We start from the raw sequence: 19,832 nt of genomic DNA on the forward strand, positions 1-19,832 counted from the left end.
AGTCAACGACTGGATCCCGGCGTTCGCCGGGATGACGGAATGGAGCGTTGCTTGCATTCCAGCACTCACTTCCAATCCTTCAGGACTTCCTGCGCGGCCAGCTTGCCCGCCGCTCCCATCACGCCACCGCCCGGGTGCGCGCCGGACGCGCCGAAGTAATAGCCAGGCAAGGGCGTGCGGAAATCGGCCCATTGCGGCGCGGGCCGCAGGAAGAACAGCTGGTGCAGCAGCAGTTCGCCGTGGAAGATGTTGCCGCCGGTGATCCCGGCGATGTTCTCGATGTCCTTGGGCGTGATCACCTGCTTGCCGACGATCGCGCGACGGATGTTCGGTGCGTAGCGCTCGATCGTGGAGATCACCGTTTCGCCGAACGCATCGCGCTTGGCATCGTCCCAGCCGCCTTCGATGTCGTAGGGCGCGTACTGCACGAAGCAGGACATCACGTGGTGGCCGGGCGGCGCCATGTCGCGATCGATCATCGACGGGATGATCATGTCGATGTAGGGGTTCTTGGCGAATTCGCCGTACTTGGCTTCGTCGTAGGCGCGCTCGATGTACTCCATGCTCGGGCTGATCGAGATCGCGCCGCGGTGCATCGGGCCTTCCCCGGGCAGGCAGCTGAAGTCGGGCAGTTCGCTCAGCGCGATGTTGACCTTGCCCGACGAGCCGCGCACGCGGAAGTTGCGGATCTGCTGCACGAACTCGCCGGGCAGGTGCTTCTCCTCGACGAACTGCAGGAAGCTGCGCTTGGGATCGGCGGCGGAAATGACCACCTTGGCCTGCAGTTCGTCGCCGTTCGCGAGTGCGACACCGGCGGCCCGCCCGCCCTTGACGATGACCTGCTGCACGGCGGCATTGGTGCGGATGTCGACGCCGAGCGCGCGCGCGGAACTGGCGATCGCCTGGGTCACGCCGCCATTGCCGTTCTTGCAGAAGCCCCAGGCGCGGAACGCGCCGTCGATCTCGCCCATGTAGTGGTGCAGCAGCACGTAGGCGGTGCCCGGCGAATACGGCCCAAGGAACGTGCCGATGATGCCGCTGGCCGACTTGGTGCCCTTGAGCGGATCGAACTCGAACCAGTCGTTGAGCAGGTCGCCCGCCGACTGCGTGAGCAGCTTGGAGATCTGGTACAGCTCCTTCTCGCTCAGGCTCTTGCCGTACTGGCCGAGCTTGAGCAGGCCCTTGAGGTCGCGCAGGCTCAGCGAGGAGGGATCCGGCGGTACCAGGCCGAGGATCGGCTTGATCGCCTTGGCCGCGCGCGCCATCACCCGGCCGTATTCGTCGGAGGCCTCGGCATCGCGCGGCGAGTGCCGGTACAGCTCCTTGCGGGTGAGGTCGTGGTCGTCCCACGCGGCGAGGTAGTCGCCGTTGTCGAGCGGGGTCACGGTGCTGGGCAGCGGCAGGATCTTCAGGCCGTGCCTGGGCAGTTCGAGGTCGCGGATGATCTCCGGGCGCAGCAGGCTCACCACGTAGGAGAACTGGCTGAAGCGGTAGCCGGGGAAGGGCTCGGCGGTGACGGCCGCGCCGCCGACGACTTCGCGGCGTTCGAGCACGGCCACCTTCTTGCCGGCACGCGCGAGGTACGCCGCGGCGATCAGGCCGTTGTGGCCGGCGCCGATGACGATGGCGTCGTATTGGTTTGAGGTCATGGTGTCTTGGCGTCTGTTATTGGGTCGTCATCCCGGCGAGCGCCGGGATCCAGCTGTTGTCTTTTTCGGCGGGCAGTTCGGATTCGGAAGTCAAAGGCTGGATCCCGGCGTTCGCCGGGATGACGAAGTCTCTTTCGATTGATGTCGCCTCACTTCTTCTTCCACTCCGGCTCGTAGAACGGCAGCTTCACCACCTTGCCCGGTGCGTGCAGGCGCTTGTGTTCGACGGTGACTTCCATCGACAGGCGCGTGCCCGGTTCGTAGTACGGGCGCTGCAGGTGCACCAGGGCGATGTATTTCTTCAGCACCGGCGACCAGGTGCTGGTGGAGGCGTAACCGACCTGTTTCCCTTCGTGCATCACCGGCAGGCTGCCGCGCACCGCCATTGCCGGCACCTGTGGCGGCAGGCCGACCGGCGCGAACAGCGCTTCCATGCCTTCCCAGTCGATCTCGAAGCCGACCAGCTTCCACGCCGAACCTTCCTTGTGCTCGCGCTCGAGCGCGCGGCGGCCGACGAAGTAGCCGGGCTTGTCCAGCGCAACCGCCCAGTCCAGGCCCATCTCCAGCGGCGAGGACTTCTGCCCCTCGATCCACGCATGGTTGGCCGCGGTGTAGTCGACATCGATCATGAACAGGCCGGCTTCGACGCGCGCCATGTCCATCGCGAGGATGCCGCAGGGCACGATGCCGTAATCGTGGCCCGCGGCCATCAGCGCGTCCCACACGTGCAGCGCGTCGGCGGCGTCCATCCAGATTTCAAAGCCGAGGTCGCCGGTGTAGCCGGTGCGCGAGATGGTCACCGGCTTGCCGGCGAGCGTGTTGGACATCACGCGGAAGTACTTGAGCTTGTCGAGCGACTTCTTGCAGCACAGGTTGAGCACCGTGCGCGACTTCGGCCCCTGCAGGCTCAACGCGGCGACCTGTTCAGTGACCTCCGTGATGGTCACGTCCATGCCGACGGCATTCATCGACAGCCAGCGCAGCGACGGCTCCGCGGAGGTCAGGCGGAACAGGTTCTCGTCCAGGCGCGCGATCGTGCCGTCGTCGAGCAGCTTGCCCTCGTCGTCGCACCAGCCGGTGTAGCCGACCTGGCCCACGGCCATCCTGTGCACGTCGCGCGGGGTGAGCTTGTGCAGCAGGCGCGCGGCGTCGGGCCCTTCGATCATGTATTTCATCAGCGGCGAGACGTCGATCATCGCCACGCCGTCACGGATCGCCCAGTACTCGCGATCCAGGTGCAGGTCGTAGGAGCCGAGCACGATGTGCCCGGCCCAGCGACGCCAGTTCTGCGGCACGCTCAGCTTCGAGGTGCGCTCGTGGAAAGGGGTGTGCTTGAGTTCGAACATCGGCAGCGGTTCTCGGGTGTTATTCGGGTGCGGTCATTTCGCAGGAACTGGTGCGGTGTGCGCGCACCGTCGGCGCCACCACGCTGAAGTCGCCGGCCAGCGCGTGCAGGTACCAGTCGACGAAGCGCTTGGGCGTGTCCTCGAACTCCGGGTGCTGCGGGCCGGGCTCGAAGAAGCGCGAATTCACCCCCGCGGCGTTGAGGGTCATGATCCGCTTGTCTTCCAGCGTGGTGACGTGCCACAGCCAGGCCAGTTCGTCGCGGTCGTAGTCGACGCCTTCGCGCGCGTCGCCGTTGACGAACCAGACGATCTCCATGTCGGTGCGGTCGATGCCGCGCGGCACGTAGCGGAACAGCAGGCAGTGGTCCGGGTAGTTGAGCATGTAGGTCAGCGGGCCGAACTGGTAGTCGCCCGCGCCGCCGTCATAGCCCTTGAACTCGCCCATCAGCGGCGCCAGCGGTTCGCCATTGCGGCTGCCGGTGCGGTAGCCGTCGAACAGCGCGTAGCGGCTGGTGTAGATGCACGCACCGAAGCCGGGTGCCTCGCGGAACATGCGGTAGAGCGCCTTCTCGATGTCGGCGACGCCGGTTTCCCGCGCCGCGCGTTCCCACATCGCGCGGTTGATCGGCGCGACCACCTGCTCGCGTTCCTTGAACGTGTGGATCTTCGAGTAGGCGCGGTGCGCGGTGTCGCAGTGGTAGCACTCGAGGTAGTTGCCGAGCGCGATCTTCCAGTTGGCGTCGACCGGGTAGGTCGCACGGTGCGCGATCTTCGCCTGGTCCAGGCGGTACGGCGCCATCTGCGCATCGACCTGCTGCAGGCATTCGTTGAAGTCGTAGGCGTCGGGATCGAAGTTGATGAAGATCAGGCCGAAGCGAACGGCCACGCGGACCTGCTTCAGGCCGTGGTCCTCGCGGCGGAAGTCCGGCATCGCTTCCATGTGCCGCGCGGCGCGCAGGCTGCCGTCGGTGTTGTAGACCCAGCCGTGGTACGGGCAGACGAAGGTCTTGCAGTGCCCGGTGCTGGCTTCGCACACGCGCGAGCCGCGGTGGCGGCAGGAGTTGACCAGGGCATGGATGCCGTCGTCCTCGCCGCGGGCGATGATCACCGATTCCTCGGCGATCTCGTACAGGAAGTAATCGCCCTTGTGCGGGATCTGGCTGGCGTGGCCGGCGTACAGCCAGCTTTTGAAGAAGATGTTGTCCAGTTCCTGCTGGTAGGTCACCGCGGAACGGTAGAAATAGCGCGGCAGCCCGGCATCGGGTTGCTGCAGTTGCGCGGCGACGGCGCGCTGCAGGTGTAGCTGGCTGTCTTCCACGTCGGGAACGAAGGTCATGCGTCAGGTCCGGCCAATTGGGGTTCGGAGCGCGCATCCGTGCGATCCGCCGATCTTAGCCTTGGCGCGGCATTGCGGAGCAGGGCCCAGCGCACAGCCGGACATTTCGGGATCCGGCCGGCAGCGGCCTGCCAGGTGCGGCTCACGACCGCCCATCGTCGCCGCACTGTGCGGCGCGCACGCAGACCTGTGTCGCGTTCCTGGCGGCTGCGGCGCTATTCCGCCGCGCCCTTGCTTTCGGAGGTGCCGAGCAGTTCCGGTTGCAGGCGGTGCGGCTGGCCCAGCAGGGGATGGATGAACACGGCCGCCAGGATGATGACCACGCCGAGGTAGAACTGCCCGCTAAGTTCGCGCTGCTCGCCGAGCAGCAGCGCCGCGAGCGCGATGGCGTAGACCGGCTCGAGGTTGACCGCCAGCTGCTGCGCGAACGCGCTCATGTGCCGCAGCGCGACCAGGGAGAGGGTGAACGGCAGCAGCGTGCAGGCCAGCGACAGGCCGAGCAGCAGCAGGGCGTCGCGGGTGCCGGGCACGACCAGCAGGTCGCCGGCGAAGGCGGGGAAGATCAATGGCATCAGCGGCGCCAGCGCGGTCAGCACGATCGCCCCGGCGCCCAGCTCCAGCGCGGTGACGGTGAGCGGATCGCCGTGCTCGACCAGGCGCTTGTTGAGCGAGCCGAAGATCGCGACCAGGAAGGCCGACAGCGCGCCGACCGCGATGCCCGCGCGCATCCCGTGCGGCACGCCGCCCACCACCAGCACCACGCCCGGCAGCACGAGCACGCCCAGCGCCAGTTCGCGCTTGGAGAAGCGCGTGTTGGTGAGCCAGGGCTCGATCATGGCGACGAAGACGGTGCCCAGGGCGATGCAGGTCGCGCCGACCGAGGCATTGGACAGCTTGATCGCGCCGTAGAAGGTGAGCCAGTGCAGCGCGACGAGCGCGCCGATGCCGGCGTAGGCGAGCATCAGTCGCGGCCGCATCGCACGCAGGCCGCGCCACACCCGCGGCACCAGCGCGAGCGCGGCGACCACGATCAGCAGGCGCCACCACACCAGCGGCAGGGCCGGCAGCGAGATCATCTTGCCCAGAATCGCGGTGAAGCCCCATAGCACCACGCAGAAGTGGATCTGCAGGAAAGCCTTGCGGGTGTCGGTCATCGCCATGACAAGCCGGGTGGGGGTGCGTTGGAATGCGCTAGTTTTGCAGATCGGCGGCACGCAGCGCTGCCCGGGGAGAACATGTTGCGCACCTTCCGTCGTTTCCTGTTGGCGACCTGCCTGCTCCCGGTCGGGCTGGCTCCGGCATTCGCCGGCGCTGCGTGCCCTCCGGCGGGGAGCGACCGGGCGTCGCTGCAGGCATTGAAGGCCGCCGACTTCGCGCTGGCCGACACCGCCGCGCGGGAGCGGCTGGCACTGGGACTGGCCGGTTGCCTCGGCGATCCCGATCCGGCGCTGCGCGATGGCATCGCGTTCGAGGCGTTGTCCACCTGGATGCGCCGGCAGCAGTTGTCCGACGCCACGCTGGCGGCGCTGCGCGATCGCCTGCGGCCGCTGCTGGTCGCGGAAGATCCGCGGGGATTCCAGCGGCCGTTCGCCGCCCTGGTGCTGGCCGAAGTGGCGCGCACCGATCGCATCCGGCCGTGGCTCGATGCCGCGCAACGCGAACAACTGGTGGCGGACGCGGTCGACTACCTGTGCGGCGTGCGCGATTACCGCGGCTACGTCGACGGCGAGGGCTGGCGCCATGGCGTCGCCCACGGCGCCGACTTCGCCCTGCAGCTGGCGCTGAATCCGGCGCTCGACGCGGGCCAGCTCGAGCGCCTGCGCGACGCCGTCGCGGCGCAGGTGGCGCCGGCCGGTCATGCCTACATCCACGGCGAATCGTTGCGGCTGGCGCGGCCGATCGTCTTCATCGCCCGGCGTGACCTGCACGATGCCGGCGACTGGCAGCGCTGGCTGCAGGCCGTCGCCGCACCCGCGCCGTTGCCGGACTGGAACGCGGCCTTCGCCAGCGAAGCCGGGATGGTCCGGCGCCACGACGTCCTTGCCTTCGTGACCGCGCTGTACCTGCTCGCGCAGGAGCAGGATGATGCGGCGACCCGCGAGCGCCTGCTCCCGGGCCTGCGCGCCGTGCTGAAGGAGATGCCATGACCGCCAATGCTTCGCGACGCTTCGCCCTGCTGATCGCCGCGGTGGCGGCCGCCGCGCTGGTCCTGCAGTACGTGCTGCTGATCCAGCTCACGCGGGACTCGATCGGACCGGTCCTGGCGACGGTGCGCTTCTTCAGCTACTTCACCATCCTCAGCAACCTGCTGGTGCTGCTGGTGACGGCGCACGCGGCCGTCGCGCGCGAAGGCGCGTTCGCCGCGCCGCGCATGCGAGGTGGCGTGGCGATGTGCGTCGGCGTGACCATGGGCATCTATTTCCTGGTGCTCAGCCACCTGTGGCAGCCGCAGGGCGCGCAGCAGTGGGCCGACACCGCGCTGCATTACGCGGTGCCGTCGCTGTACCTGCTGTGGTGGGTGCTGTGCGTGCCGCACGGCACGCTGCGCTGGCGCGACCTGCCGCGCTGGCTGCTGTTCCCGCTGGCCTACCTCGGCTGGGTGCTGGCACGCGGCGCGTGGGTGCGCGAGTACCCGTATCCGTTCCTCGATCTGACTGCGCTGGATGGTGCAACCGTCGCCCGCAACATCGTCGGCGTGTTCGCTGTCTTCGTGGTCGTTGGCGGAGTGTTGCTGCTGGCCGACCGCTGGCTGCCGTCGCGCCGCCGCGCGCTGGCGACATGAGCCAGGCGCTGATCGAACACCTGCGCGACCTGTTCGCGCCGCTGGGGCCGATCTCGGCGCGGGCGATGTTCGGCGGTTACGGCCTGTACTTCGACGGGATGATCATCGGCGTGATCCTCGACGAGGTGCCGTACTTCAAGACCGACGAACTCACGCGCGGCGACTTCGAAGCGGCGGGCTGCGAGCCCGCGGTCTACGACATGAAAGGCACGCCGCTGCAGATGAGCTACTGGTCGCTGCCGGACGAGGCCATGGATTCGCCGCAGGCAATGCGGCCGTGGGCGCTGCGCGCCATCGAGGCGGCGCGGCGCAAGCCGGTCAAGCCGAGGCGCAAGCGCCCGTCGTAGGCCGTGGCAACGCGCGCTTTCAGGCGTGCGTGTCGTCCGTCGGCAGCGCCAGCAACCAGTCGATGAACGTGCGCGCGGCCGGCTTCAGCCGCTTGTGCGCGGGATGGACGACGTAATAGCCCCAGCGCGCCTTCAGCGCCGGGCCGGGCAGGCGCACCAGCACGCCGGCGGCGAGGTAGGGCGTGACGATCTTGTCGCGCGCCAACGCCGCGCCCAGGCCGTGGACCGCGGCATTCAGCGCCGCGGTGCTGTCGCTGAAGCGGTAGCGTTCCTCCAGCGATACGCCGTGCACGTCGGCGGCGCGCAACCAGTCGTGCCAGCCCTGGCGGGCGAGGTCGGACACCAGCGGCAGCTGCGCGATCTGCGCGGGATCGCGCACGGCGTCCACGCCGGGCAAGCTCGGCGACGCCACCGGAAACAGGTAGTCGTCCATCAGGTGGTGTGCGGTGAGGCCCGGCCAGTGGCCAGGGCCATGGCGGATGCCCAGGTCCGGGCCGCCCTCGTCGAAGCGGGTCAGCGCGACTTCGGTATCCACGGTGAGGCGGATGTGCGGATGCAGCGCCGCGAACTGCGGCAGGCGCGGTTGCAGCCAGGTGTAGGTGAGCGAGTGCAGGGTGGTGATGTGCACGCGATCCTGCTCGGTGCGCGCCACGCGCAGGCTGCGCACCACGCTCTCCATGTCGGCCATGGCGCTGCCTGCGGCGTCGGCGAGCTGGCGTCCTTCGGCGGTGAGCGAGACCCCGCGCGCATGGCGCTGGAACAGGGCGACGCCCAGGCGCGATTCCAGCTTGCGCACGTGGTGGCTGACCGCGCTCGCGGTGAGGTGCAGCTCCTCCGCGGCGTGGGCGAAGTTCTGGTGGCGGGCGGCGGATTCGAATGCCGCCAGGGCAGGGAGCAGGTCGGCGCGCAGGGCCATTGACGAGCCTCAAATCTGGCTTGTGTCTGTCGGCGAAAGTATGCGCTTGTGCCGCCTGTGCGTCTGCCGGAAATTGCCTGCAGCCGACAACGTGGCTCAAGCCGGGCGTCGTGCTCCTCCCCCTCCCGGCGCGCCCCGCGCCACCCCGCAAACGGAACAGAGCCATGGGTCGACTGGATGCGATTTCGGTTTCCACCGTGCAGGCGTCGCTGATCGACGAGATCCCGGCCGTGCGCATCGGCGCGGGCTGCACGCGCCGCGACCTGTCCTCGGACGGCAGCGTGCGCGTGTGGGTGGTCGACATGGAACCGGGCAGCACCTGGCCCTATGTCGACGACCACGACACCGGCGAGCACTACTACGTGGTCGCAGGCGAGGTGATCGAAGGCCGCGCCCGTTACGGCATCGGCACCTACGTGCGCTTCCTGCCGGGCACCAGCCACCGCCCGCGCACGGACACCGGCGTGCGCCTGTTCGGCTTCAACCTCGATCCGTCGGCGATGCTCGCCGCACGCGAAGCCGCCAGCCGCGCGCATCGCTTCAACTACAGCCAGGGCTGAGCCCATGAACACGATTGCCAGCGATCAACCATTGTCCGGGCTGCGTTCCGGCGCCTGGCTCACGCCCGTCGAGCTCGGCGCGCTGGGCGCCATCTGGGGCGCCTCGTTCCTGTTCATGCGCGTGGCCGCCAACGACTTCGGCGCGATGCCGCTGGTGGAAGTGCGCCTGGGCCTGGGTGCGCTGGTTCTGCTGCCGTTCCTGTGGCGCGCGCGGGCGCAGTTCGCGTCGCGGAAGCTGTGGGGCAAGCTCGCCCTGATCGGCGCGATCAACTCGGCGGTGCCGTTCATGCTGTTCGCCTGGGCCGCGCAGCGCGCGCCCGCGGGCGTCGGTGCGATCTCCAATGCGATGACCGTGCTGTTCACCGCGCTGGTCGGTTTCCTGTTCTTCGGCGAGAAGATCGGCGCCAAGCGCGCGGTCGCGCTGTTCACCGGCTTCGCCGGCGTGGTGGTGCTGGCCAGCGGCAAGGTCGCCGGTGCGAGCATCGGCTGGGCGGTCGTCGCCGGCGCCACGGCGTCGTTCCTGTACGGCATCGGCATCAACCTGGTGCGTCGTCACCTCACCGGCCTGCCGCCGGCCGCGGTGGCCGCATCGACGCTGGGCGCATCGACGCTGCTGACCCTGCCCTTCGCCATCGCCAACTGGCCCGACCATGCGATCCCGCTGAAGTCGTGGCTGTCGGCCGGCATGCTCGGCGTGCTGTGCACCGGCGTCGCCTTCGTCATGTACTACCGCCTGATCGCGCGCATCGGCGCCAGCCGCGCATCGACGGTCACCTACCTGATCCCGGTGTTCGGCGTGGCGTGGGCGTGGCTGCTGCTTGGCGAAGCCTTAACCTGGACGATGGCAATCTCGGCAGCGCTCATCCTCGGCAGCGTGGCCATGAGCCAGCAACCGTCGCGCTGATCCGCGACCCGACATGGGAGGCACGCCATGATCGCCCGACTCTGGCATGGCACCACCCGGCTCGATCGCGCCGACGCCTACGCGGCGTTCCTCGGTGAACGCGCGATGCCCGACTACCGCGGCACGCCCGGCAACCTCGGCGCGCAGGTCCTGCGCCGCGACGAAGGCGGGGTCGCCCACTTCGTCACCGTGAGCTACTGGGAAGACGAGGCCGCGATCCGCGCGTTCGCCGGCGACGACCTGCTGCAGGCGAAGTACTACCCGGAGGACGAGGGCTTCCTGCTCGAATTCGAGCCGCGGGTGATGCATTACGACGTGCGCTCGGCGGGGTGAGGCGAACCCGGTGACACGTAGCCCGGGTAAGGCCGTAGGCCGCACCCGGGGTTCGCCATCGATCAGAGCGCCCCGGGTGCGCTTCGCTTACCCGGGCTACGATCATTTCGTTCCCGCGCGCGGCGGCGCGTTCCAGACCGATGTGCCGTTACGTTTGTCGAGGCGCGGGCTACGTTGCCTGCAACTGCCGGATCAGCGCCATTGCCGCGGCCGGGTTGCGCTCCTTCGCCGCGCTGATGAAGAACACGTAGACGTCGCGGCGTTCCGCCGGTGGCGCGCCGTTGGCGGAGATATGCGGCAGGTCGTCGGGATGGCGGCCGTGCGCCCATTGCCGCGCGCGCTGCGCCCAGTGTTCGAGTTCCTGCAGGGCGTAACCGCTTTCGATCTCGCTGCGCGAGCGCATCAGCCGCGCGTACACGAAGTCGGTGGTGAGGTCGGCGAACGAGGGATAGTCGCGCGAATCGGTGAACACCGTGCCCAGGTTGCGCTCGCGCATCATCGCGATGAAGCGCGCGTCGACGAAGGCCGAGTCGCGCACGTCGAGCACGTGGCGCAGGCGGCGGCCGTCGACTTCCTCGGGCAGCAGGTTCAGGAAGGCGGCAAAGTCCTCGCGTTCGAGCTTGCGGCCGATGTCGAACTGCCACACCACCGGGCCCAGACGGTCGCCGAGCGACGCGACGCCGCCGAGGAAGTCGTCGACCTGCGTGCCGGTATTCGCCAGCACGCGCGACTGCATGATCCGCATCGGCGCCTTCAGCGAGAACACGAAGCCTTCCGGCGTTTCCGCCGCCCACTTCGCATACACGGACGGCTTCTGCGCGCCGTAGTAGGTGCCGTTGATCTCGATCGCGCTGAGCTGGCGCGAGGCGTATTCCAGCTCGCGCCGCTGCACCAGGCCGGCGGGATAGAAGTTGTTGCGCCAGGGCACGAAGTTCCAGCCGCCGATGCCCACGCGGATGCCGTCGATCGCCGGTGTCGCGTCCGGGAAGGGGGCCAGTGCTGGCTTCGTCCGGGTCATGGGCCTAGCGGGCTCCTGCTTCGCGGGCGTCCACCCTGGCGCGCACGGTCGCCAGCATGGCATCCAGCGCGTCGCGGTCGAGGTAATCGCCCTTGAGCACGACCGCGCGGATGGCCCGGGTGGCGTCGATGTCCTGCAAGGGATTACGGTCGAGCAGGACGATATCGGCCACCTTGCCCGCGGCGATGCCGGCCGAATCGCCATCGTGGCCGAGGAAGGCGGCGTTGCGCAGCGTTGCCGACTGCAGCGCCTGCAGCGGGGTCAGGCCGTAACGCACGTATTCGCGCAGTTCGTCGTGCAGGCCGATGCCGGGGTAGTCGTAGGAATTGAGGAAGCCCGCGTCGGTGCCGGCGAGGATGGACACGCCGGCTTCCTGCAGCAGCGGCAGCAGCGCGGCGCTCTTCTCGTAGACGCGGTGGCGCGCGGCGATGGCCGCGGCGTCGTCCTTGGCCGCGCGCTGCACGCGCCAGTCGTACGTCGCCTTCAGGCCGGGGCCGATGTAGTGCAGGTAATCGTCGCCGTGGTGGTCGTCCTGGTCGAGGTAGGCGGTCACGCGGCTGCCGTACAGGGTCGGGGTGATCGCGGTGCCGCGCGCGGCCAGCTTGCGGTACGCGGCCAGCGCGGTGTCGCGGTCGAAGGTGTCGGCCGCCTGCACCAGCGCGTCGCGGTAGGACAGCGTGCCCGCTGCCGAAGCGTCGGCGATCGCGCGCTCGCGGGTCGAGCCGGCCTTGAGTGCGTAGCCCATGTGTTCGATCGAATCCAGGCCGGCGGCGCTGACCTCATCGAGCATCAGCGACATCGGCACGTGCGCGGAGGTCTTCATGCCGCGGCGCTCGGCTTCGGCGAGCGCGGCCTTGAATAGCTGCGGCGACAGCGCACTTTCGGTGATCTTGACGAAGTCGACGTGCATCGCCTGCAACTGGTCGAAGGCGGCGCGCAGTTCGGTTTCGTTCGCCACTTCGAGGTCGCCCGGCCAGATCGAACCCTTGCCTTCGATCTTGGGGCCGGAGGTGTAGATCGTCGGGCCCTGCAGTTCGCCGTTGCGGACCTGTTCGCGCCATTGCAGCACCTGCGGGCTGAGGTCGCCGGCGGCGTCGCGCACCGTGGTCACGCCGTGAGCAACGTACAGCGGCAGCAGGTCGCGGTTCTCCTCGATCAGGGCCTCGCCGCCGCCGAAGTGCACGTGCATGTCCCACAGCCCCGGGATGGCGTACGTGCCGCTGGCATCGACGCTGCGCGCGGCGCGGAACCTGCGTGCCTCGCGCGCGTCGGCGACGGCCACGACGCGGTGGTCGCGCACGGCGATGTGGCGGTGTTCGAGCAGGCGGCCGTCGTGCAGATCGACGACGGTGGCGTTGTCGATCAACAGGTCGACGGGCACGGCCTGGCGGTGCGCGCACGCGGCGAGCAGCAGGGTGGCGGCGAAGGCGGCAAGCGCGCGTGGGTTCATGGGGGATGGTCGTTCGTGCGCATGGTGCGCGTGGGAAGCAGGCCGCGATATCGCCTGAATGGGGAGAAGGCGTTTCGAGGGTTCTCTTGCTGATCGAAGGGGGCGAGTCCTTGGTCGTCATCCCCGCGCAGGCGGGGATCCACGGACGTCGGTTTTGGCTGGTCGCGGACGATGGAGTAACGGCAACGGCAACGTCCCTGGATCCCCGCCAGGAGCATGCGGGGATGACGTTCCGGCACAGCCGTGCGCGCCGTTTGGCGCGCACGGGCCGGAACGTCACTTGATCGGTTCGTCCAGCATCAGCTGGCGCGCGAAGCGCACCGGCGGCGAACCGAACGACAGCAGCTTGTCGTGGTAGGCCTTGATGTTGAACTTGTCGCCCTCGCGCTTCTGCACTTCGCCACGCAGGTCCATGTGCTCGCTGTAGCCGACGAAGTAGGTCGGCAGCTGCGCCGAGGTCAGCTCCGCGCGCACCCACTTGCCGGCCGCTTCGCGCTCCTGCTGGAAAGTGGTGACGGTCATCAGCTTCATCGCGTCGTCGCGGCTCATGCCTTCGACGTGGATCGCCTGGTCGAGGATCGCGTTGGCGAACGCGCGCAGCGCCCACTTGCGCTGGACAAGCTTCATCAGCGGATCGCCGTCCATGTAGTTGGCGTCGTCCATGACCTTCTCCGCGTACATCGCCCAACCTTCGATGAAGGAACCCGAGCCCAGCACCGCGCGCAGCGTCGACGGGTACTTGTTGGAATGCCACAGCTGCAGGTAATGGCCCGGCATCGCTTCGTGGATGCTCAGCTCGTGGATCGAGCGGGTGTTGTATTCGCGCAGGAAGGAATCGACCTGTTCCTTGGTCCAGTCGTCCGGAATCGGCGAGACCGCGTAGAAGGTGTCCAGGCCCTTGTCGAGCGGGCCGGGCGAGTCGCAGTACGCCACCGACACGCCGCGCTGGAATTCCGGCATCAGGATGATCTGCACCGGCGAATCCGGTGCGGACACCAGCTGCTTCTCCTTCACGAACGCGGTGGCCTCGGCGGTGGACTGCTTGGCCACGTCGACGACCTTGTCGCGCGCCGGGCGATCGGCGTACGCGAGCTCGAGCGCGGCCTCGATCGTCTTCTGCTGCTGTTCGTCGCTGGGCGCGTCGGGCATGGCCTGCGGCGCGTTGGGCTTGCCGGCCAGGACCTTGCGCGCGATGTCGTACATCTCCGCGCGGGTCTGCTTGATCGCGGCTTCGGCGCGGGTGCGGATTTCCTGGCGGGTGAGCGGCGAGTTCAGCGCGAAGGCGAGCTTCTCGTCGTAGAGCTTCTGGCCGATGCGGAAGTCGCCCTTGGCGTTCGGCACCAGGGTCTTGTCGAGCCATGCCTGGTTCTCGGCCACGGCCTGCTTCAGCGCGGCGGCGGCGGCTTCCAGGCGCTTGCGATCCTCGCCCGCGAGCTGGTCGGCGTGCGGCAGGATCATGCTGTCGACGATGCTGTTGAGGCCGGCGTTCTGCTTGGCGACCGTTTCGGCGTGGATCTTCGGCACGCGCGCGGGATCGAGGTTCTCGCGCATCTGCGCCAGCAGCGCCGGGATCTTCTCCATGCGCGCGGTCGCCGACTTCAGGCGCTGCGGCAGCGGCGCGAATTCGCGCGCCATCAGCGTGTACAGCGCGCCGCCGGCGAGGCCGTTGTAGATCTGCGGATCCCACGCCCAGCTCTGCAGCGTGTCCAGCTGCCAGATGTCGTAGCGGATCTGGTTGCGCAGGATGGCGAGGTCGACCTGGTTCTCGCGCGACAGCTTGCTGGCATCGAGCGCGTCGACTTCGGCCAATGCCGCCTTGCTGAAGTCGACGAACTTCTGCCGCCCGGCGGCGCTGAGGTCCTCGATGCGGTCGTCGAAGTCGTGCTTGCCGGTCTGCGTGGCGCTGACCGGCTGCTGTTCCAGCCAGCCGTCGAGCCAGCGCTTGGAGATGTCGGCGAACTTCGCGTCGGCCTCGGCGGTGGCCGCCTGGGTGGTCGCGGGTGTTGCCGTCGACGTACCGGTTTCCTGCTTCTGGCAGGCGGAGGTGGCAAGCAGCAGGGCGAGGGTGATCGCGGTCGGGATCGGACGCAGGCGCATGGTGGTCTCGGACATCTCGTGGAAGCGGCGGGGCCGCGATTTCGCGAGGATATCGCCCCGCGTGCGCCTTTGCGCGGGCGGCGGATGCGGAGCTGACAAGCCGGCAGATCCGGCGCAGTGGGCGGGTGTCGCGCGTGGAGAGCTTATTCGCCCCACTCCTCGTCGGATTCGAATTCGACGATCACGTCCAGGTCGAACGCCAGCGCCTCCACCGCCTGCCGCACCTTGCGCGCGGTCGCAAGGTTGGGCGCGTCGACCTCCAGCTCGTGGACGCCCGGCCCCCGGTCGTCGGGCAGGCCGGCGGAGCTGGAATCCTCGTCGTCCATGTGCCCCATCAGGTCGGCGACTTCCTCGATGTGCTCGATGCCGTCGATGCCCGACAGCAGGTTGCCGATCGCACGCGCGCTGTCGCTGCTGCCGGTGATCCGCATGCGCAGTTGGGGCATGGCACGGTCTCCGTCGGGCCCGTTCAAGCGGGTGTCAACGCTGGGTGTTCAGGCTAGGTGGCGTTGCAGCAAGGATGCGTGATGGCGCGGTCGGGTCGGTGCAAAGTGGTATCGGTCAAAAAAGAAAGGCCGCCCGGAGGCGGCCTTCGTGTTCGCTGCGGCGCTCACGCGGCGCAAGGCGTCACGACTTGGGCGTGCGCACCGGCAGCGGCACGTTGCACAAGTCGATGTGCCCGGCCGGGCGCTTGTACCACTCGTCGCGGCGGTTGCGGCGCGCTTCCACCAGCTGGGTGAACGCCGGCGTGTCGGTGCGCAGCAGTTCCAGCGGCACGCGATCGTTCTCGGGCACTTCCGACGCCAGGCGCAGCGCCTTGATCGCGGTGCGCTGTTCGGGCTTCTCGTAGAAGCCGAGCGCACCGGTACCGCGCGGCAGCACCGACAGGAATTCCATGCCCTGCACGACACGGCCGACGACGGTGATGTTGCGGTCGAGCTGGCGCGGCGATTGCCCGGTGACCACGTACAGCTCGGTGCCGTTGCTGGAATCGGCGGCGACATCGCGGCCCGCGCCGACGGCGCCGTAGCAGTGCGCCAGCCAGGCCTTGCCGGCCTGCGGATCGCGCGCGGCAGGGAAGCCGTCGGCGAAACCAACCTGCGGCGCCCAGCCGTCCGCGTCGGTCAGGCGGGTGAACTTCACGCCCTTGCCCGCGCGTTCGAATTCCGCGGGCAGCTTCGCCTTCGCGCCGCCGAGCGGCTTCTTCTGCTTCTCGCCTTCGGCGGCATCGCCCCACTGCACGACGAAGTTGTCCTGCGAGCGGTTGATGCTCAGGCCGTTCCAGTAGCCTTCCTTCGCCAGCGTGCGGATGTTGGCGGCGTGCTCCGGCGCGAAGCCGGGCGCCAGTTCGATCACCACGCGTCCGGCGGCGAGGTCGACGTAGAGGGTGTTGGCCGGATCGAGCCGGCGCCAGTCGGCGGGCGTGGTCGCGTCGAGGATTTCCTGCGTCGACTTCGGCTTGGCGGTGGCGGCATCGGTCCTGGTGGCCGGCTTCGCGGCAGGCTTCGTCGCGGTCTTCTGCGTGGATGCCTTGGCTGCAGGCTTCTTGCTCCTGGCATCGACGTGCGAGGTGCACGCCAGGCCGATCACGATTGCGACGGAAAGCAGGGCGGCGCGATTGCAGTGCATGGAGGCTCCCATAGGTCGGACGCGCGTCCGCTGCGCGATCGGAACGAAGGGCCGAGAATACGCGAAAGACCAAGGCGGGAAAGCGTGCGCCGGTCACCTTGCCGGTCACGTGCATGCGTGTCGTTGCGAACTGTTGTCGCGAACTGTTTGCGCGTGCTCTTGTGCACTGACGGCCTTGCGGGCGACTTGCGCGCAGTCTTTTTCGCCGCCGGTTTTCGCGTCGCCTGCTTCGCCGACTTCGCGATCTGCTTGCGCCCGCGCGCGCCACCGTCTTGGCTGTTGACCGTCGCCCAGCCGATGCGCTCGGCCTGCGCTTCGGAGCCGGCACGCTCGCCTCGATGTGCCCGGCCTGCCGCTGCTGCTTGGCGGAACAGGCGGACTTGTCGCCCGGGGCGTCGGCGTTTCCGGGCCGCCACCGCGGCGGCCGCGCGCCTTGCTGTGACAGGCGCCCGGTGGCGGCCGGGCGACGGCCCGGGCATGACCTACGACCTCCCGTGACTAATGGCAGAGCCGGTATAGCGAACTTCGTAGTAGTGTTTGCTTCAAGCTACCGGCCGGACCGCCGCCATGACCCCCGTTCCCATCGACGTGCTCGACAGCCACCTGCGCAAGTTCCAGAAGGAACTCAGCGCCGGCACCGTCTCGCTGGCGCTCCTGGCCGTGCTCGGGACCGCCGCCGAACCGATGTACGGCTACCAGATCGCCAAGCGCCTGGAGCAGGAAGGCGAGGGCGTGCTCAGCGGCAAGCAGAGCGCGCTGTACCCGGTGCTGCGCAACCTGGAGGGCGGCGGGCTGCTGGACAGCTTCGTCGAGCCCTCGGTCGCCGGCCCGCCACGCCGCTATTACCGAATTACCGAAGCCGGGCGCGAAGCCCTGACGGGTTGGTCCGCCGCCTGGCGCGCCACCCGCGATTCCGTTGACGCCGTACTTGGGGATACCAAATGAACGCCACCGTCCTGCCGACCACCATTCCCGAATACCTCGAGCAGCTGCGGCGCTCGCTGGCCGGCGCCGATCCGGCGCTGGTGCAGGACGCCCTGTACGACGCCGAGGAATACCTGCGTTCGGAACTCGCCGAGAACCCCGGCAAGTCCGAGGCCGAGGTGATCGCCGCCGTCGCCGGCAGCTACGGCGCGCCGGACGAGGTCGCCGACATCTACCGCGACACCGAAGTGAAGGTGCAGAGCGCGCTGCGCACCCCGCCGTCGCGTCCGGCCGCACCGAACCGCTCGTGGGCGGCGCGCTTCTTCGGCGTCATCGCCGAGCCGCGCACGTACGCGTCGCTGTTCTACATGCTGCTGGCGCTGGCTACGGGCATCTTCTACTTCACCTGGGTGGTGACCGGCGTGTCGCTGTCGGCCGGCCTGGCGGTGCTGATCATCGGCATTCCGTTCCTGATCCTGTACTTCGGTTCGATCCGCGTGCTGTCGCTGGTCGAAGGCCGCCTCGTCGAGGTGATGCTCGGCGAACGCATGCCGCGTCGACCGCTGTACAGCGAACGCGGCAAGCCGCTGCTGGAACGGATCAAGGAGCTGTTCACCGATCCGCGCATCTGGGCGACGCAGCTGTACTTCCTGCTGATGCTGCCGCTGGGCATCGCCTACTTCACCGTGGTGGTGACGCTGCTGGCGCTGTCGCTGTCGTTCCTGGTCGCGCCGGTGCTGGTGTGGTTCGGCGTCGGCGATGCCGGCGTGTGGATCGACGGCGTGCAGATCGCGGACTGGAGCACCTGGCAGCTGCCGCTGCTGTTCGTCGCCGGTGGCCTGCTGCTGTTCGCCACCCTGCACCTGGCCCGCGGCATCGGCTACCTGCACGGCCAGCTGGCCAAGCACATGCTGGTGAAGTCGGCGCAGGTGGCGTGATCGGCGATATCCCTACTCTCGCCGCGCGAGCCGAGATGAATCCCTCTCCCCGCGCAAGCGGGGAGAGGGTGCCCGCAGGGCGGGTGAGGGGCGACGGAGCCGGACATCCGTTGGTAGCGTGGACTTGTCGAGTGCGGTTCTGGTTTCGCCGCGTTGGATGGAGCGCGGCAGGTTGAAGTCGCTGGCTCCATCGGCCCCTCATCCGCCCTGCGGGCACCTTCTCCCGCAAGCGGGGAGAAGGGAAGCAACGGATCAGAAAAAACGAAAAGCCCGGCGAATGCCGGGCTTTTTTTCACGGGGCAAACGAACAGTTCGCCGCTCATGCCATCGTCACTGGCCCGAGTAGCGGGCGATGAAGTCGCGCACCTGCGGATACACCTGCGTGCGCCAGCGGCGGCCGCTGAAGATGCCGTAATGGCCGGCGCCTTCGATGGTGAGGTGGCGGTGGTCGTCCTGCGGGATTCCGGTGCACAGCGCGTGCGCGGCGCGCGTCTGGCCCTGGCCGGAGATGTCGTCGAGTTCGCCTTCGATCGTCAGCACCGCGGTATCGGTGATGGCGCCGGGGTTCACCGCTTCGCCGCGCACCACCCACTCGCCCTTGGGCAGCAGGTGGCGCTGGAACACCACGTCGACCGTTTCCAGGTAGTACTCGGCCGGCATGTCGAGCACCGCGTTGTATTCGTCGTAGAAACGGCGGTGCGCGTCGGCGTCCTCGAGGTCGCCCTTCACCAGGTCCTGGTAGAAATCCCAGTGCGACTGGAAGTGGCGCTCCGGATTCATCGCGACGAAACCGCCGTGCTGCAGGAAGCCGGGATAGACGCGGCGGTCGTGGCCCGGGTAGTTCGGCGGCACCGCGTGCACGAGGTTGGCCTCGAACCACCACAGCGGCTTTTCCGTCGCCAGGTCGTTGACCTTGGTCGGGTTCTGGCGCGTGTCGATCGGGCCGCCGAACATCACCAGCGAACGCGGCGTCTTCTCGCCGCGCGCGGCCATCAGCGAGACCGCGGCCAGCGTCGGCACGGTCGGCTGGCACACGCTGATCACGTGCAGGTTGTCGGCGCCGATGGTGCGGATGAATTCCTCGATGTACGCCACGTAGTCGTCGAGGTGGAAGGCGCCGTCCGCGAGCGGAACCATGCGTGCGTCGACCCAGTCGGTGACGTAGACCTTGTGGTCCTGCAGCAGCGTCTTCACCGTGTCGCGCAGCAGCGTGGCGTGGTGGCCCGACAGCGGCGCGACCACCAGCACGGACGGGTCGTCCTTGAACTCGGTGATGGCTTCGGCGTCGTCGGCGAAGCGCTTGAAGCGCAGCAGGCGGCAGAACGGCTTCTTCAGCACCTCGCGCTCGACCACCGGATAGCTCTTGCCGTCCTTCTCGATCGCGTGGATGCCGAACTCGGGCTTCTCGTAGTCCTTGCCGATGCGGTACATCAGTTCGTAGCCGGCGGACACGCGCGAGGCGCCCGGCAACGACGACAGCCAGCTGCCCTGCGCGCCGAACATGCGTGCATTGGCCTCGGCCCAGTAGTTCCACGGCTGCATCCAGGCGCGGCCGAGTTCGTGCAGGTGATAAAGCAGCATCGCGAAGGGCCCCTGTACCCGG

Annotated in this window: 19 protein-coding genes; 8 read left to right on the forward strand and 11 right to left on the reverse strand. The window is 68.5% G+C overall.

The annotated features are described in order from the left end of the window. Positions 1–65: 65 nt before the first annotated feature. The 4 genes from H8B22_RS10885 to H8B22_RS10900 form a co-directional block, all read right to left on the reverse strand. Positions 66–1,649, reverse strand: a complete 1,584-nt coding sequence (locus H8B22_RS10885; RefSeq protein WP_187711447.1) for a phytoene desaturase family protein — start codon at positions 1,647–1,649, stop codon at positions 66–68. A gap of 149 nt (positions 1,650–1,798) precedes the next feature. Next, positions 1,799–2,995, reverse strand: coding sequence for an aminomethyltransferase family protein (locus H8B22_RS10890; protein ID WP_187711448.1), 1,197 nt, complete (start codon positions 2,993–2,995; stop codon positions 1,799–1,801). A gap of 19 nt (positions 2,996–3,014) precedes the next feature. Continuing rightward, the gene (locus H8B22_RS10895) at positions 3,015–4,331 is read right to left on the reverse strand and encodes an aromatic ring-hydroxylating oxygenase subunit alpha (RefSeq protein ID WP_187711449.1); all 1,317 of its coding nucleotides are present in this window, start codon (positions 4,329–4,331) and stop codon (positions 3,015–3,017) included. Positions 4,332–4,546: 215 nt separating this feature from the next. Then, complete coding sequence (locus H8B22_RS10900; RefSeq protein ID WP_187711450.1) at positions 4,547–5,491, reverse strand: DMT family transporter; 945 nt, start codon at positions 5,489–5,491, stop codon at positions 4,547–4,549. Between the two features lie 75 nt (positions 5,492–5,566). Between H8B22_RS10900 and H8B22_RS10905 the strand changes: the two genes are divergently transcribed. The 3 genes from H8B22_RS10905 to H8B22_RS10915 are packed head-to-tail and all read left to right on the forward strand — an operon-like array spanning position 5,567 to position 7,460. Further along, positions 5,567–6,478, forward strand: a complete 912-nt coding sequence (locus H8B22_RS10905; RefSeq protein ID WP_187711451.1) for a DUF2785 domain-containing protein — start codon at positions 5,567–5,569, stop codon at positions 6,476–6,478. After that, on the forward strand, positions 6,475–7,113 hold the full coding sequence (locus H8B22_RS10910; protein WP_187711452.1) for a Pr6Pr family membrane protein: 639 nt from the start codon (positions 6,475–6,477) through the stop codon (positions 7,111–7,113). The genes H8B22_RS10905 and H8B22_RS10910 overlap by 4 nt, the downstream gene beginning before the upstream one ends. Then, on the forward strand, positions 7,110–7,460 hold the full coding sequence (locus H8B22_RS10915) for a TfoX/Sxy family protein (RefSeq protein WP_187711453.1): 351 nt from the start codon (positions 7,110–7,112) through the stop codon (positions 7,458–7,460). The genes H8B22_RS10910 and H8B22_RS10915 overlap by 4 nt, the downstream gene beginning before the upstream one ends. A gap of 19 nt (positions 7,461–7,479) precedes the next feature. Here the strand turns inward: H8B22_RS10915 and H8B22_RS10920 are convergent, their stop codons facing one another. Beyond that, the gene (locus tag H8B22_RS10920) at positions 7,480–8,376 is read right to left on the reverse strand and encodes a LysR substrate-binding domain-containing protein (protein ID WP_187711454.1); all 897 of its coding nucleotides are present in this window, start codon (positions 8,374–8,376) and stop codon (positions 7,480–7,482) included. Between the two features lie 164 nt (positions 8,377–8,540). On the opposite strand from H8B22_RS10920, the gene H8B22_RS10925 reads away from it, so the two are divergent. The 3 genes from H8B22_RS10925 to H8B22_RS10935 are packed head-to-tail and all read left to right on the forward strand — an operon-like array spanning position 8,541 to position 10,173. Then, positions 8,541–8,936, forward strand: a complete 396-nt coding sequence (locus H8B22_RS10925; RefSeq protein ID WP_187711455.1) for a cupin domain-containing protein — start codon at positions 8,541–8,543, stop codon at positions 8,934–8,936. Positions 8,937–8,940: 4 nt separating this feature from the next. After that, positions 8,941–9,840, forward strand: coding sequence for a DMT family transporter (locus H8B22_RS10930; protein WP_187711456.1), 900 nt, complete (start codon positions 8,941–8,943; stop codon positions 9,838–9,840). Positions 9,841–9,867: 27 nt separating this feature from the next. Further along, complete coding sequence (locus tag H8B22_RS10935) at positions 9,868–10,173, forward strand: antibiotic biosynthesis monooxygenase family protein (protein WP_187711457.1); 306 nt, start codon at positions 9,868–9,870, stop codon at positions 10,171–10,173. Between the two features lie 169 nt (positions 10,174–10,342). Here H8B22_RS10935 and H8B22_RS10940 read toward each other — a convergent pair whose 3' ends face one another. The 5 genes from H8B22_RS10940 to H8B22_RS10960 form a co-directional block, all read right to left on the reverse strand. Continuing rightward, entirely contained in the window at positions 10,343–11,191 is an 849-nt protein-coding gene (locus H8B22_RS10940) for a DUF72 domain-containing protein (protein ID WP_187711458.1), read from the reverse strand. Between the two features lie 4 nt (positions 11,192–11,195). Beyond that, positions 11,196–12,641, reverse strand: a complete 1,446-nt coding sequence (locus H8B22_RS10945) for an amidohydrolase family protein (RefSeq protein WP_187711459.1) — start codon at positions 12,639–12,641, stop codon at positions 11,196–11,198. 276 nt (positions 12,642–12,917) lie between these two features. Then, positions 12,918–14,753, reverse strand: coding sequence for a DUF885 domain-containing protein (locus H8B22_RS10950; RefSeq protein WP_225876185.1), 1,836 nt, complete (start codon positions 14,751–14,753; stop codon positions 12,918–12,920). A gap of 128 nt (positions 14,754–14,881) precedes the next feature. After that, entirely contained in the window at positions 14,882–15,184 is a 303-nt protein-coding gene (locus tag H8B22_RS10955; RefSeq protein WP_187711460.1) for a hypothetical protein, read from the reverse strand. 181 nt (positions 15,185–15,365) lie between these two features. Then, entirely contained in the window at positions 15,366–16,367 is a 1,002-nt protein-coding gene (locus tag H8B22_RS10960) for a peptidylprolyl isomerase (protein ID WP_208456890.1), read from the reverse strand. 567 nt (positions 16,368–16,934) lie between these two features. On the opposite strand from H8B22_RS10960, the gene H8B22_RS10965 reads away from it, so the two are divergent. Next, positions 16,935–17,312: a PadR family transcriptional regulator gene (locus H8B22_RS10965; RefSeq protein WP_407060809.1), complete on the forward strand. Its 378-nt coding sequence runs from the start codon at positions 16,935–16,937 to the stop codon at positions 17,310–17,312. Beyond that, positions 17,309–18,229 carry a sensor domain-containing protein gene (locus H8B22_RS10970; protein ID WP_187711461.1) on the forward strand — a complete coding sequence of 307 codons (921 nt, stop codon included), beginning with the start codon at positions 17,309–17,311 and terminating at the stop codon, positions 18,227–18,229. Before H8B22_RS10965 ends, H8B22_RS10970 begins: the two co-directional genes overlap by 4 nt. A gap of 330 nt (positions 18,230–18,559) precedes the next feature. On the opposite strand, the gene H8B22_RS10975 is transcribed toward H8B22_RS10970, so the two are convergent. Continuing rightward, the gene (locus H8B22_RS10975) at positions 18,560–19,810 is read right to left on the reverse strand and encodes a polyhydroxyalkanoate depolymerase (RefSeq protein ID WP_208456891.1); all 1,251 of its coding nucleotides are present in this window, start codon (positions 19,808–19,810) and stop codon (positions 18,560–18,562) included. Positions 19,811–19,832 lie beyond the last annotated feature (22 nt).

The organism is Lysobacter terrestris, assembly GCF_014489475.1.
In the GTDB taxonomy this organism is placed as follows: Bacteria; Pseudomonadota; Gammaproteobacteria; order Xanthomonadales; family Xanthomonadaceae; genus Agrilutibacter; species Agrilutibacter terrestris.